The organism is Pseudarthrobacter oxydans (assembly GCF_013314975.1).
GTDB classification, from domain to species: Bacteria; Actinomycetota; Actinomycetes; order Actinomycetales; family Micrococcaceae; genus Arthrobacter; species Arthrobacter oxydans.
In genome coordinates this window covers 34,607-48,181 of the sequence record NZ_JABTYH010000005.1, presented here as the reverse complement: position 1 = coordinate 48,181, position 13,575 = coordinate 34,607, and the positions used below count along the sequence as shown (strand labels likewise).

The 13,575-nt window shown below is 66.7% G+C and carries 10 protein-coding genes; 6 read left to right on the top strand and 4 right to left on the bottom strand.

The genetic code is table 11. From position 1 onward, the window contains the following. Position 1: 1 nt before the first annotated feature. A complete protein-coding gene (locus HTS88_RS05030; RefSeq protein WP_174176118.1) occupies positions 2-1,381 on the bottom strand; it encodes an MFS transporter in 1,380 nt (459 codons plus the stop codon). Positions 1,382-1,523: 142 nt separating this feature from the next. Here HTS88_RS05030 and HTS88_RS05025 point away from each other — a divergent pair, with 142 nt between their 5' ends. After that, positions 1,524-2,378: a LysR family transcriptional regulator gene (locus tag HTS88_RS05025; protein ID WP_066279926.1), complete on the top strand. Its 855-nt coding sequence runs from the start codon at positions 1,524-1,526 to the stop codon at positions 2,376-2,378. Positions 2,379-2,535: 157 nt separating this feature from the next. Further along, a complete protein-coding gene (locus HTS88_RS05020) occupies positions 2,536-2,853 on the top strand; it encodes a hypothetical protein (protein ID WP_174176116.1) in 318 nt (105 codons plus the stop codon). A 120-nt stretch (positions 2,854-2,973) separates the two neighbouring features. Here HTS88_RS05020 and HTS88_RS05015 read toward each other — a convergent pair whose 3' ends face one another. Beyond that, positions 2,974-6,480: a bifunctional proline dehydrogenase/L-glutamate gamma-semialdehyde dehydrogenase gene (locus tag HTS88_RS05015; protein WP_174176114.1), complete on the bottom strand. Its 3,507-nt coding sequence runs from the start codon at positions 6,478-6,480 to the stop codon at positions 2,974-2,976. A 293-nt stretch (positions 6,481-6,773) separates the two neighbouring features. Next, positions 6,774-8,237: an amino acid permease gene (locus HTS88_RS05010; RefSeq protein ID WP_174176113.1), complete on the bottom strand. Its 1,464-nt coding sequence runs from the start codon at positions 8,235-8,237 to the stop codon at positions 6,774-6,776. A gap of 153 nt (positions 8,238-8,390) precedes the next feature. Here HTS88_RS05010 and HTS88_RS05005 point away from each other — a divergent pair, with 153 nt between their 5' ends. From HTS88_RS05005 to HTS88_RS04990, 4 genes are all read left to right on the top strand, one after another. Continuing rightward, positions 8,391-9,305 carry a LysR substrate-binding domain-containing protein gene (locus HTS88_RS05005; protein ID WP_174176111.1) on the top strand — a complete coding sequence of 305 codons (915 nt, stop codon included), beginning with the start codon at positions 8,391-8,393 and terminating at the stop codon, positions 9,303-9,305. Positions 9,306-9,405: 100 nt separating this feature from the next. Next, positions 9,406-9,831, top strand: a complete 426-nt coding sequence (gene panD / locus HTS88_RS05000) for an aspartate 1-decarboxylase (RefSeq protein WP_172801470.1) — start codon at positions 9,406-9,408, stop codon at positions 9,829-9,831. 51 nt (positions 9,832-9,882) lie between these two features. Further along, entirely contained in the window at positions 9,883-10,809 is a 927-nt protein-coding gene (locus HTS88_RS04995; RefSeq protein ID WP_174176109.1) for an AEC family transporter, read from the top strand. 13 nt (positions 10,810-10,822) lie between these two features. Further along, positions 10,823-11,959 carry an FAD-dependent oxidoreductase gene (locus HTS88_RS04990; RefSeq protein WP_174176107.1) on the top strand — a complete coding sequence of 379 codons (1,137 nt, stop codon included), beginning with the start codon at positions 10,823-10,825 and terminating at the stop codon, positions 11,957-11,959. A gap of 108 nt (positions 11,960-12,067) precedes the next feature. Here HTS88_RS04990 and HTS88_RS04985 read toward each other — a convergent pair whose 3' ends face one another. Then, positions 12,068-13,552, bottom strand: coding sequence for an MFS transporter (locus HTS88_RS04985; protein WP_174176105.1), 1,485 nt, complete (start codon positions 13,550-13,552; stop codon positions 12,068-12,070). Positions 13,553-13,575: the final 23 nt, after the last annotated feature.

Genomic DNA, 13,575 nt, shown 5'->3' with positions numbered 1-13,575 from the left:
GTTACGCGGCGGCCCGCCCGACAATCCGCACGGGCTGCCGCCGGTCCTTGAGGTTGACCCTCAGCGACAGCGAGCCCTTGCGCGCCAGGATGACCGCGACCGTCAGTGCCGCGAGGGCAGGCACGCCGCCGGACACCAGCAGCGCCACGTGCGGGTCGGCGTGCTCGGCGATCCAGCCCAGCATTGGCCCGCCGATTGCCTGGCCGCCGATCAGGACCATGATGTACAAGCTCATGACCCTGCCCCGGATGCCCATGTTGGAGCTGACCTGGACCAGCTGGTTGGACCCTGTCAGGAACATCAGGCACCAGAACCCCGAGAGCACCATGACCGCGCCGAACACCGGCATGGACGGCGCCAGCGCGGCAAGGCACAGCATGACCCCGTACATTCCCGCGCAGAACACCACGGAGCGCAGCCGGAGCCGGCGGCGCCGAGTGGATGCCACCGCGCCGGCCAGCGCGCCCAGCGCCACCAGGGCGTTCAGGAGGCCATAGCCCGCGGCACCGGCGTTGAACACGTGGTCCGCGAAGGCGGCGAGCACCACGGGCAGGCTCATGGCGAACACCGCGATGAATCCTGCCATCAGCCACGGCCAGTAAATGGTGGGCTTGCCCAGCGCATACCGCAGTCCCTCGCGCAGCATACCCTTGCTCTTCGGGGCGGGCTCGCTCACGAACAGCTGGTCCTTGCGCAAAAGAAGCAGCATGGCCACGGTGGAACAGCATGCCACGGCATTGCCGGCGAAAGCCCATCCGGCACCCACGGCAGTGAGCATCCACCCCGCCAGCGCGGGACCGATCAGGCCGCCCAGCTGGAAGGTGGTGGAGTTAACGCTGATGGCGTTGCGCAGGTAGGTGGGTCCCACGAGTTCATTGACGAAGACCTGCCGGGCCGGCTGGTCAAGGACCGTCACCAGGCCAAGCACCAGCGCGATGACGTAGACGTGCCACACCTCAACAGCCCCGCTCAGGGCGAGGGCCGCCAGCACAGCCGCCAGGACTGCCGCCATGCCCTGGCACAGAATCAGGATCTTCCGCTTGGCAAACCGGTCGGCCACCATCCCGCCCCACGGTCCCAGGAGCAGGGACGGCAGGAACTGCAGCGCCACGGTGATGCCCACGGCCGTGACGGATCCGGACAGCTCCAGCACCATCCAGTCCTGGGCGATCCGCTGCATCCAGATGGCGACGACGGCGATGAAGTGGCCTATCGCGAAGATGCGGAAGTTGGGGACCCGAAGGGAGATGAAGGTGTGTTTCCAGGGCAGGCGTTCAGTAACGACGGCGAGCGGCTGGGTCTGGTGGTCCGGCGGCGCGGAGCCGGCGGTATCGATGACGGTTTGGGTGACGGTTGCCGATGACGGCGGTGGGGGTGCCACAGGTGTGTCCTCAAGTGCGTGCGGTCCGGGATGCCCTTAACGCTAGGGTGGAACACGGGATTATGGAGACGTATCGTCCCTATAACTCCTATTGCAGACTGCAATACAGCCACGCCCGCACCGACGCCCCCCGGAGTCCATCGTGTTCGAACCAGCCCAGCTGCGCTCCTTCCTCGCCGTCGCAGAAACGCTGAGCTTTACCAAGGCGGCGGAGCGGCTGGGCCTGGCCCAGCCCACCGTCAGCCAGCATGTCCGCAAGCTGGAGGCGGCCGCCAAGAGGGTCCTGGTCAGCCGGGATACCCGCGATGTGCGGCTGACGGACAACGGGGACGCCATGGCGGGCTTCGCCCGGAACATCCTGGCAGCCCACGATTCCGCCTCCCGCTACTTCTCCGGTTCTGCGATGCGCGGACGGCTGCGGTTCGGCACGGCCGATGACCTGGCCATCACGGGCCTGCCGCGGATCCTGCGGGAGTTCCGGCAGATCTATCCGCAGATCAACCTGGAGCTGACGGTGGGCCAAAGCGACCAGCTGTACCGGAAGCTCAACGCGGGGCAGTTGGACCTTGTCTTCGTCAAGTGGGTGGCCGGAGCCAAGGACGGAACCGTGGTCCAGCATGATTCCTTTTCCTGGGTGGGGCTGGAGCAGACCACGCTGGACCCGGCGGCTCCCGTGCCGCTCATCGCCTACCCGTCACCCAGCCTGAGCCGGAAGCTCGCCATTGACGCCCTTGAGTCCCATGGCAGGACCTGGCGGATCACCTGCACCACGCGGCAAATCAGCGGTGTGCTGGCGGCCGTCCGGGCAGGAATCGGCGTGGCCGTCATGCCGTCGTCGCTCGTCCCGGAAGACCTCAAAATCATCACCCGGCGGTTCGACCTGCCGGCAGTGGGCGACGTGGACTTCACCCTGATCCGCAATCCACTGGCCAATGCGGAGGTCATTGATGCACTGACGCAGTCCATTGTGGGCAGGACAATTAACCGGCAAGCATAACGCCGGCGCCGCCCCGGCGGGCGCAGCCATTCCGCAGTTTCCATTGATTGCTGAAGGCAGCATCCCCTATGCTGACTTCCTAGGGTCAAGCAGCTGGCCGGTTCTCAAGCACGGGGGGCTCCTGCATGCCAGGATTTCCACCCGGGACAGGCAGCCAATGACGACAGCCAGGAACACCCATGCCAGCTCGGCCCATGCGCGCCCCATCAACACTGCGCGGCCGCCGGCCACCCGCCGCTCCAACCTCGGCGCCGGGATCGCAACAACCGATACCGGCTACGTAGGCAAACCCACCTGCGACACCTGCCGGACGGACGAATTCGTCTATCTGGAGTCCTACATCCCGCCCACGTACCGGCGTGACGGAACGGTCGCTTCCCTGGGCGAAGTAGCGTACACGTGCACGCGGTGCGAGGATTTCTCCGCTCACAGCGTTCCGGTGACCTGGACGCCGCCCGGGTGGTACCTCGGCTGACAGGCAAATAACACCAACACACTGCAGAAGGCCGGGCGGTCACCGTGAAAGGTGGCCGCCCGGCCTTCTGTATGTGCGGTAATCCTGCAGTGTGCGCGGAAACTCCGCGGGCCTGGGCTGCTAGATCAGGGCGTCCGAGAGGTGGTTCGGGGTGCCGAAGCGGTGCGCCGTGATGCTGACGGCCTGTTCGTGCACGAAGGGCAGCAGCTCAACGCGGCCCGCTTCGGTCACCGGGTGCGCGTAGATTGCCAGGTCGGGACGTCCCCCCGTGGCCTTCGCCAGGGCCGTCGCGGTGCCGCCAATCAGGCGGACGCGGCCATTGGACAGCTTGCCCGCCGCGGCGAGCCTGCCCGCGGAAGCCAGCCAGTCGGCGTCGGACTCCACCGTCACCTCGATGTCCAGGGCCAGCAGCACCGGGTGCAGCTGGGCGGGAAGCTCGACGGCGCTGGAAACGGTCAGCTCCGAGCCCGCCAGTACGCCGGCCGCCACGGTCCGGACCAGGTCCGCCAGCGGCGCACCCTCGGACAGGCGCACCGTCACGGGAAGGCTGCGGTAGCGGAAGATGTTGCGTTCCGCGCTGAGTCCGGAGACGTCCTTGGCGGTACCAAACTCCTCTGCCCAGGCCTGCGCATCGGAGGCCAGCGCACGCTGGACGGACTCGAAGCCGGCCGGGTCCAGGGCGGACCCGGCCGCGTCAAGGATGCGGCGCACGCCCGGGTGGGTGATGTCGGCATCCGCGGTGCTTGTGGCAGGGGCCCAGTCACCCAGGCCTGCCAGGTAGTTGGGTCCACCGGCCTTGGTGCCTGCACCCACTGCGGACTTCTTCCAGCCGCCGAACGGCTGGCGCTGCACAATCGCGCCCGTGATGCCGCGGTTCACGTAGAGGTTTCCGGCCTGGATGCTGTCCAGCCAGATTCCCAGTTCCTCGGAGTTCAGGGAGTGCAGCCCGGCGGTGAGGCCGTACTCGATCTGGTTCTGGAGGTCGATGGCCTCTTCCAGGGTCTCGGCGGTCATCACGCCCAGGACGGGGCCGAAGAATTCAGTGAGGTGGAAGTAGGAGCCGCGCTTGACGCCGTAGCGCACGCCCGGGCTCCAGAGCCGGCCGGTGCCGTCCAGCTTCCTGGGCTCAACGGCCCAGTTTTCTCCGTCGCCCAGGGTGGTGAGGGCGTTGAGGAGCTTGCCGTTGGCGGGCTCGATGATCGGGCCCATCTGGCTGGTGGGGTCCTCCGGGTAGCCCACCTTCAGGGAGGTGACGGCATCGATCAGCTGGTTGTGGAAGCGCCTGGACTTGGCCACCGAACCCACCAGGATCACCAGTGACGCGGCCGAGCACTTCTGGCCGGCGTGGCCGAACGCGGAGTACGCCACGTCCTTGGCTGCCAGGTCCAGGTCCGCGCTGGGGGTGACGATGATGGCGTTCTTGCCGCTGGTCTCGGCCAGCAGCGGCAGGTCCTGGCGGAAGGACCGGAACAGTTCGGCGGTCTCGTAGCCGCCGGTGAGGATCACGCGGTCGACGGCCGGGTGGGAGATCAGCTGCCTGCCGAGTTCCCGCTCGCCCAGCTGCACCATGGTCAGCACATCGCGCGGAACGCCGGCCTCCCACAGGGCTTCCACCATCACGGCACCGCTGCGGGCGGCCTGCTTGGCGGGCTTAATCACGACGGCGGAGCCGGCGGCGAGTGCCGCGAGGGTGGACCCTGCGGGGATGGCGACCGGGAAGTTCCACGGCGGTGTGACCACGGTGAGCTTGGCCGGGACGAACGTGGCGCCGTCGACCTTGTCCAGCTTCCGCGCGGACTCGGCGTAGTAGTGGGCAAAGTCCACCGCTTCGCTGACCTCCGGGTCGCCCTGGTCGATGGTCTTGCCGGTTTCGCTGGCCATGACCTCGAGCAGGTCGGCGCGGCGGGCTTCGAGGATGTCGCCGGCGCGGTGCAGGATCTCGGCGCGCTCGGCGCCTGAGAGCGCGCCCCAGGCCCTGCCCTTGTCGACGGCGGTGGTAATGGCGTCGTTCAGGGTTGCTTCGTCGTTGATGAAGGCGGCTTCCACGGCGGCGTTGCCGAGTGTGGAGGACGGGACGCGTTCCAGGATGGCACGGCCCCAGTCGCGGTTGGCCGGCAGCGAGGGATCGGTGTCCGGGGTGTCCTTGAACGAATCGTGCGGCAGGGGCTGCGGCGGAAGGTTGCGGTTCTGCTGCCGGTTGGCGGGCGGCACGCTGTTGTCCAGGGCTTCAAGGGAGGAGAGGAAGCGCTGCTTTTCCCGCTCGAACAGGGCTTCGTTCTTGTCCAGCTCGAACACGGCGGACATGAAGTTGTCCTGGCTTGCCCCTTCTTCGAGGCGGCGGATCAGGTAGGCGATGGCGACGTCGAACTCGGCCGGGTGCACCACCGGTGTGTAGAGCAGGAGCGAGCCGACGTCCTTCTTGACGGCTTCGGCCTGGCCCTGTGCCATGCCGAGCAGCATCTCAAACTCGATGCTCTGCCGTGCGGTGTCCGCGATGCCGCGCTTTTTGGCCAGCAGCCACGCGAACGCGATGTCGAACAGGTTGTGGCCGGCAACGCCGATCCGGATGTTCTTGATCCGCTCCGGGTGCAGCGAGTAGTTGATGACGCTCTTGTAGCTGGTGTCCGAGTCCTGCTTGGTTCCCCACGTTGCCAGCGGCCAGTCGTGCAGCGAGGCTTCCACCTGCTCCATGGGCAGGTTGGCGCCCTTCACCACGCGGACCTTGATGGCGGCGCCGCCGTTGGCGCGGCGCTCAGCGGCCCAGTCCTGCAGGCGGATCATGGCGGAAAGTGCGTCCGGGAGGTAGGCCTGGAGCACGATGCCGGCCTCGAGGCTCTTGAACTGGGGCTTGTCCAGGATCCTGGTGAAGACCGCGATGGTCATGTCCAGGTCCTTGTACTCCTCCATGTCCAGGTTGATGAACTTGGCCTTGGGAAATGACGCTGCGCGCTCGAACAGCGGGGTGAGCTTCTCGACGACGTGCGCAACGGCCTCGTCGAAGGCCCACGGCGAGTGCGGGGCCACCGTGGAGGAGACCTTGATGGAGACGTAGTCGACGTCGGGGCGCGCCAGCAGCGTGTGCGTGCCCTCGAGCCGGCGGGAGGCCTCGTGCTCGCCCAGGACGGCTTCGCCCAGGAGGTTGACGTTCAGCTTGATGCCGTCCTTGCGGATCTTCGCGATGGCGGGTCCCAGCTTGGCGTCGGTGGCGTCAACAATCAGGTGGCCCACCATTTCGCGCAGGACCTTGCGCGCGACGGGGATGACAACCTGCGGCAGGATCGGGGCCATGGTTCCGCCAAGTGCCACGGCGCTCCGCATGTACCAGGGCAGGAAGGCGGGGACTTTGGGGGCCAGCGCGGCGAGGTTGCGTGCGGCGACGTTGAGGTCCTCGGGGCGGACCACGCCGTCCACGAAGCCAACGGTGAATTCCAGGCCGTTGGGGTCCTTCAGGACGCCGGCGAGCTGCTGGGCGGAAGCATCCACGGGAACCTTGGCTGCCTCGGTCAGCCAGTGGCGGACCAGTGCCACTGCTTCGGTGGCCAATGCCTTGGCCTGGGGCACGTCGACGTCGACAGTCCGGGGCGCAGTTCCGGTGGCGGCTGCCGGTTCCATTGCAATGTGGGTCATGGCTGTTCTCGTTCTTTCCTGGGGTTCAAGGAGGTCTTATCCACCAGTATGAGCTTCCAGTCACATAAGATAAAGCGATCTTTTCTAAGCAATACAGGTTAGAAAAGATGAAGAATTAAGCCCCGCCCGAACTCCCCCTCCCCCAGCGACGCTCTCTCACTTGATGCAACAAATACGGCCACCCTCTCTCACTTAATGCGGGAAAAACGGAAACGCTCTATCACCCCCCACAGGAGGGTGATAGAGCGTCCGTGTTTAAGCGGCATTAAGTGAGAGAGCGTCCCCTGGGCGGGTCAGCCGACGGGGCGGTGCATCTCCACAATCTCCTGGTGCCGGGGGCTGTTGGGGTTCATGAGCGAGTGCTTCTTGCCGTAGAAGAAGTAGATCGCCAGGCCAACAAGGAGCCAGACGCCGAAACGAGCCCAGGTCTCCCAGTGCAGCTGGAACATCAGGAACGCGGAGGCCAGCACGCCGAAGGCCGGGATGAACGGCATGAACGGCAGGCGGAAGGTCCGGGGCGCGTCCGGCTTCTTGTAGCGGAACACGATCACCGAGAAGCAGACGACGACGAACGCGGCCAGGATGCCGATATTGGTCAGGTCGGCAACGGCCTTGATAGGGAACACGCCGGCCAGCAGTGCGGAGGCGACGCCGGCAATCCACGTGACGCGCTGCGGGGTGCCGTGGCGGTCTGTCTTGGAGAACCAGCCGGGCAGCAGGCCATCGCGGCTCATGGAGAACCAGACGCGGGTAACACCCAGGAGGAAGGTCAGCATCACGGTGAGGATGGACAGGACGGCGAACACCGAGATGATGGTGGCGATCACCGGCAGGCCAACACCCGTGAAGGCCGAGGCAAAACCGGCCGTGGGGTCAATGTCCTTGTAGTTCTGCATGCCGGTAAGCACCAGGGTGGCTGCCACGTAGAGCAGCATCGCAATGATCAGCGACAGGATGATGGCCTTGGGCATGTGCTTCTTGCCGTCCTTGGCCTCTTCCGCCGCGGTGCTCATGGCGTCGTAGCCGAAGACGGCGAAGAAGACCGTGGCCGCGCCGGCCAGGACGGGGCCGAAGCCGCTGGGCATGAACGGGTTGTAGTTGTTGGTGTCGATGTAGAAGACGCCCAGTCCGATGATGAAAAGGATCAGGATGACCTTGATGGCAACGGCCACGAGTTCAAACCGGCCGAAGGCCTTGGTGCCGCGGGACAGGATCCAGGTCACGATCAGGCAGACCACGATGGCCGGAATGTTGACGATGCCGCCGCGGCCCTCGTCAGCGGTGGAGGTCATCCAGATGGGCATGTTGATGCCGATTCCCGAGAGGAAGGCGTCGAAGTAGCCGGAGATGCCGATGGCAACCACCGCCACGATGGCGATGTACTCCAGCAGGAGGTCCCAGCCGATGAACCAGCCGATGATCTCGCCCAGCGCCACGTATCCGTAGGTGTAGGCGGACCCGGCGCGGGGGATCATGCCCGCGAATTCCGCGTAAGACAGAGCAGCGGCGGCAGACGCAAGGCCTGCCACCAGGAAGGAGATCAGCACCGCGGGCCCCACCCCGGGTGTGCTCTCGCTGCCGGCGGCCACCAGTCCCGCGAGGGAGAAGATGCCGACGCCGATGATGCCGCCTACGCCGATCGCCGTAAGCTGCCAAAGCCCGAGTGACTTAAAGAGGCCACTGTGTTTGTTCTCTTCTTCTATGTCGTCAATGGGCTTGCGCCGCATGATCGACTGGGTCATATCTCTAGTGCTCATCAGGAACTCCTGCTTGGGGTGCGACCCCGTCACGGCGCGAGAAGAATCGCTTGTGACGGGGGTAACTCGGTCCCAACAGTATGCAAGCGGGTTTGCGTTAGATAAAGTGACTACTTCTAACCTATATTCGTTAGTTTAGGTAAGGATTTCCCCATGCTTGATGTGCGCCGGCTCCGCCTGCTCCGGGAACTCAGCATCCGGGGGACCCTCGCGGAGGTGGCGGAGGCACTGCAGTACAGCCCGTCGTCGGTCTCGCAGCAGCTTGCCCTGCTGGAAAAGGAAGTAGGGGTCCAACTGCTCCGCAAGACGGGGCGACGGGTGCAGCTCACGCCCCAGGCCGAAGTCCTCGTGGCGCACACCGCGAGCCTGCTGGAAACCATGGAGCAGGCCGAGGCGGACCTGGCCGCATCGTTGACCACGGTCACCGGCACCGTCCGGATCGCCGTTTTCCAGTCGGCAGCCCTTGCCCTTATGCCGGAAACGCTCACGCGCATGTCCCGCACGTACCCCGAAGTCCGGATCGAGATGATCCAGCGCGAGCCCGAGACCGCCCTGCACGAAACCTGGGCCCGCGATTTTGACCTTGTCATTGCCGAGCAGTATCCGGGTCACGCCGCCCCCCGTTATCCCGAGCTGGACAGGGTCAGGCTGACCACCGATGCCATCCGGCTCGCCGTCCCGCCGGCGTCCGACGGCGGCCCCGCCATCTCCTCGATCGAGGACACCGCGGAACTCGCCTGGGTGATGGAGCCGCGGGGTGCCGCGTCGAGGCACTGGGCCGAGCAGGCCTGCCGGAGTGCGGGATTCGAACCCGACGTGCGCTATGAGACCGCTGACCTCCAGGCGCAGATCCGGCTGATCGAGTCGGGCAACGCCGTGGCGCTGATGCCGGACCTGGTGTGGACCGGCAGGGACACCACGGCCCGGCTCCTGGACCTGCCGGGGAAACCGCGGCGCACCGTCTTCACCTCGGTCCGCCGTTCCAGCGCCAAGCGCCCGGCCATCCTGGCAGCCCGGGAAACCCTTGCTGCCACGGCAGGAGCAGTGGCGGCTGACGTCGCCGGGTGACCGGCCGCCGTCGGACGCGTCACTGCGCCGGGACCGTCCCTGCGCAAGTGTTTCCTGCGTCACTGCGCGGCAGGGCCCCCGCCGCTAGACTGAAGCCGTTATGAATCGAACAATGTTCAAGTCCAAAATCCACCGGGCCACCGTCACGCACGCTGACCTGCACTACGTAGGTTCGGTCACTGTTGACCTGGACCTGCTTGAGGCCGCCGACATCCTGCCGGGTGAGCTGGTGTCCATCGTGGACGTGACCAACGGCTCCCGTCTGGAGACCTACACCATTGCCGGCGAGCGCGGCTCCGGCGTCATCGGCATCAACGGGGCGGCGGCCCACCTGATGCAGGAAAACGACATTGTCATCCTGATTACCTACGCGCAGATGACCACCGAGGAAGCGAAGAGCTATGAGCCCAGGGTGGTCCACGTGGACGAAAACAACCGCGTGATCCAACTGGGCAACGACCCCGCCGAGGGTCTGACCCCGGGCCTGCTGCGCCCCCCTTTCGCGCTTAACAACGCCGCACTGTAACCGGAGCGTGAGCCCCGGTCCCCTGCTCCGCCGCGACCTGCGGGCTGTCCCATGCTAGGCGTGCTGGCCGGCTTCTTCGTGGTGTGGTGCATCATCCTGGTGGGCTGGTTCGTGGGCCGGCAGAAAATCCTGGGTGACAACGCCCGGCAGGTGCTGAGCTCCCTCACGTTTTTCGTGGCCAGCCCTGCACTGCTCTTCGAAACCCTCAGCAAGGCGCGCCTCGCCGAAGTCTTCGCTGCTCCGCTGCTGGTGGCGGCGGTCTCTGCCGTGGCCACGGCCATGATCTTCTTCGCCATTGCCAGGTTCTGGCTCAAACGTTCGCTTCCCGAGTCGCTGATGTCCTCCATGGCGGCGTCGCTGGTCAACTCGGCAAACCTGGGCATTCCCATCGCGGTTTACGTGCTGGGTGACGCCAGCTATGTGGCGCCCCTCCTGATCTTCCAGCTTGCCTTCTTTACGCCGCTGTTCCTGATGCTCCTGGATTCGAGCACCAGCAGCCACCGCACCACGCCGCTGACCTTCCTCGTGATGATCGTGCGGAACCCCATGATCGTCGGCTCGGCACTGGGCCTGCTGGTGGCAGGCACCGGCTGGCAGGTCCCGGAACTGGTCATGGAGCCGATCCACCTGATCGGCGGCGCGGCGATTCCCGCCATGCTGATCGCGTTCGGCATGAGCCTGAACGGCACCCGCCCGCTGCAGGCGTCCGCGGGCCGCCGCGTGGACACGCTCCTTGCCAGCGCCTTCAAACTCGGCGTCCAGCCGGTGCTTGCCTATCTCTTTGCCCGCTTCCTGCTGGGCCTGGAGGGCCACCTCCTGTTCGCCGTCGTGGTGACCGCCGCGCTGCCAACCGCTCAGAATGTCTTCGTGGCCGCCAGCCGCTACAAGACCGGCCTCACCGTGGCCAAGGACACCGTTTTGATAACCACCGTGGTGGCAGTGCCGGCCATGATCGGCGTGGCGCTGCTGCTGACCTGACCCTGGAGGGCTGATGGAAACTGTTGTGGACACCGTGGTGATCGGCGGCGGGGCGATGGGCTCGGCGGCCGCGTGGGCGCTGTCGCGCCGCGGCCGGCAGGTGACGCTAGTGGAGCAGTTCGGGCCCGGGCACCGGATCGGGGCCTCCCACGGCACCACCCGCAACCTGAACCCGGGCTACCACCGGCCCGAGTACGTGGCCATGCTGGCCGAGGGGCTTGCCCTCTGGGACGAGCTCGAGGAGGAAAGCGGCGAACAGCTGCTGGCGCGCACGGGGGTGGTCAACCACGGGCCGGAGCCGCTGTTCGCCGACGTTGCAGCCGCCCTGGAGCAGGCCGGGATCCGCGCCGAATTCCTACACCCCGAAGAAGCGGCGGAACGCTGGCGCGGCATCCGCTTCGACCAGCAGGTGCTCCACCTGCCCGACGGCGGCCAGCTCAACCCTGACGCCGCCCTCCCCGCCATGCAGCGGCTCGCCGTGGCCCGTGGTGCCGAGATGCGGCACCACACCAAGGTGGTGGACTTCAAGGTCATGGACGACGGCGTCCGGCTGGTTGTGGAGTCCGCTGCGGGAACGGAGGTGCTCACCGCGGCGCAGGTGGTGGTGACTGCCGGCGGCTGGACGGAAAAACTCCTGGGCCGGGCGTTGGCCAACGGCTCCGGGCTGAGGATTCCGCAGCTGCGCGTCACCCAGGAGCAGCCGGCGCACTTCCGGGTTACGGACCCGGGAGCAGCGTGGCCTGGCTTCAACCACTACCCGGGCACCGGGACGGAGTACAGGAGCTGGTACTCCCCGGTGTACGGGATGCAGACCCCGGGTGAGGGAATCAAGGCCGGCTGGCACGGAGTGGGCCCTTTGGTGGATCCGGACCGGCGGTCCTTCCTTCCGGAGCCGGTGCAGCTCGCCGCCCTGCAGGAGTACGCGCGGACATGGCTGCCCGGGGTGGACGCGGACTCCTTCGAGGCGGTCAGCTGCACCTACACCACCACCCCGGACGAGGACTTCGTCCTGGACCGGATCGGCCCCGTGGTGATCGGCGCCGGCTTCTCGGGCCACGGGTTCAAATTCACCCCGGTCATCGGCCGGATCCTTGCGGACCTGGCCACCGGCACCCGGCCCGCTCCGGAGATCTTCCGGGCCGGCCGCTGATTGCCGGCTGCTAGTTGCCGGCCGCTGACTGTCGGGTACTGGCCGCTGGCTGTCGGCTACTGGCTGCTGGCTGCTGGCTGCTGGCTGCTGGCCGTAAGCCCAAGGCGGTTATCGGGAGCTGTCCTCCGCGTCGGTGAGGACCGGCTCCCCGCTGCCCCCATTTCCTTCACCGCCGGCGTCCTTGGTGGCCGCCCGGACGGCAGGCATCGCCAGGACTGCCGCCACCGTCAGGACCCCGGCTGCCAGGGCGGCCACGAAGACCGCACCGGAGGCGGCCACCACCGCAGGGCCGTTGCTGTCGCCTCCGGCCGTTCCCCCATAGATGGCGTTGGCCACGGCACCGAAGACGGCCACGCCCAGTGCGCTCCCGATGGACCGGGCGAACATGTTGGTGCTGGTGACCACGCCCCGCTCATTCCAGGAAACGCTGGACTGGGCGGCGATCAGCGTGGGGGTGGCCACCAGTCCCAGGCCGAGCCCGACGACGAAGCAGCTGGCGGCGACCAGCGCCACGCTGGGAGCAGCGGCGGTGAATGCAAGGACCGCGAGGCCTGCCACGGTGATGGAGATGCCGATGAGCGCTGTGGCCTTGAACCCGATCCGCAGGTAGAAGCGTCCTGCCTGCGAGGCGCTGATCGGCCAGCCCAGGGTGAGTGCCGCCAGGGCCAGCCCGGCGACCAGTGGCGAGCTGGCCAGCGCGCCTTCCAGGAACGTGGGCACGTAGGACGTCAGTCCGATCATCACGGCACCTACGCCGAAGGACACGAGGGCTGTGGTGCCAAGGAGCCTGCGCGAGACCACCCAAGACGGCAGCACCGGTTCCGCCGCGCGCCGTTCCACCACGAGGAACAGGGCCAGCAGGATCCCGCCCACGGCAAAGATGCCAAGACTCACCGGTGAATTCCAGGCCCAGCCGTGGCCGCCCTCAAGGGCTCCGAGGATGAGCAGGCCAAGCGAAGCAGCCAACAGGGCTGCCCCGGCGTAGTCCACGCGGTGTTTGGCCCTTTCCACGTTCTCGTGCAGGGTCCGGACGAGCATCCATCCCGCCAGCAGGCACAGCGGGATGTTGACCAGGAAGATTCCGCGCCAGAAGCCCACTGCGGCAAATATGCCGCCCAGGCTTGGTCCCACCACGGAGGAAACCGCCCACACGCTCGCAAGGTAGCCCTGGACCTTGGCCCGTTCCTCCAGCGAGTAGATGTCCCCTGCGATGGTGATGGAGACAGGCAGCACTGCGCCGGCTCCGAGTCCCTGCAGGGCACGGAAGGCGATCAGGGCGGGCATGCTCCAGGCGATGCCGCAGAGTACCGATCCGAGGAGGAACAGCCCGATGCCCGCAAGGATGATCGGTTTGCGGCCCACCATGTCCGAGAGTTTTCCGTAGATGGGCACGGAGACGGCTTGTGCCAGGAGGTACGCCGAAAAGAGCCAGGGAAACGACTCGAACCCGCCGATGTCCCGCACAATCGACGGAACGGCCGTGGCCACGATGGTGGAATCGATGGCCACCAACCCGGTGGCGAGCATCAGGGCAATGAGGATGGGCCCCCGTTCAGAACGGAAGCCCACTCCCTGGGCGCGGGTGGCGGACATGGGTCTCGTTTCCGTTTCGGGGT

What these genes read in the sequence shown, in the direction of transcription:
- HTS88_RS05020 (WP_174176116.1), top strand. Translation starts at nt 2,536, where the DNA reads ATGACGACAGCCAGGAACACCCATGCCAGCTCGGCCCATGCGCGCCCC.
- panD (WP_172801470.1), top strand. Translation starts at nt 9,406, where the DNA reads ATGAATCGAACAATGTTCAAGTCCAAAATCCACCGGGCCACCGTCACG.
- HTS88_RS05005 (WP_174176111.1), top strand. Translation starts at nt 8,391, where the DNA reads ATGCTTGATGTGCGCCGGCTCCGCCTGCTCCGGGAACTCAGCATCCGG.
- HTS88_RS05015 (WP_174176114.1), bottom strand. Translation starts at nt 6,480, where the DNA reads ATGACCCACATTGCAATGGAACCGGCAGCCGCCACCGGAACTGCGCCC.
- HTS88_RS04985 (WP_174176105.1), bottom strand. Translation starts at nt 13,552, where the DNA reads ATGTCCGCCACCCGCGCCCAGGGAGTGGGCTTCCGTTCTGAACGGGGG.
- HTS88_RS04990 (WP_174176107.1), top strand. Translation starts at nt 10,823, where the DNA reads ATGGAAACTGTTGTGGACACCGTGGTGATCGGCGGCGGGGCGATGGGC.
- HTS88_RS05010 (WP_174176113.1), bottom strand. Translation starts at nt 8,237, where the DNA reads ATGAGCACTAGAGATATGACCCAGTCGATCATGCGGCGCAAGCCCATT.
- HTS88_RS04995 (WP_174176109.1), top strand. Translation starts at nt 9,883, where the DNA reads ATGCTAGGCGTGCTGGCCGGCTTCTTCGTGGTGTGGTGCATCATCCTG.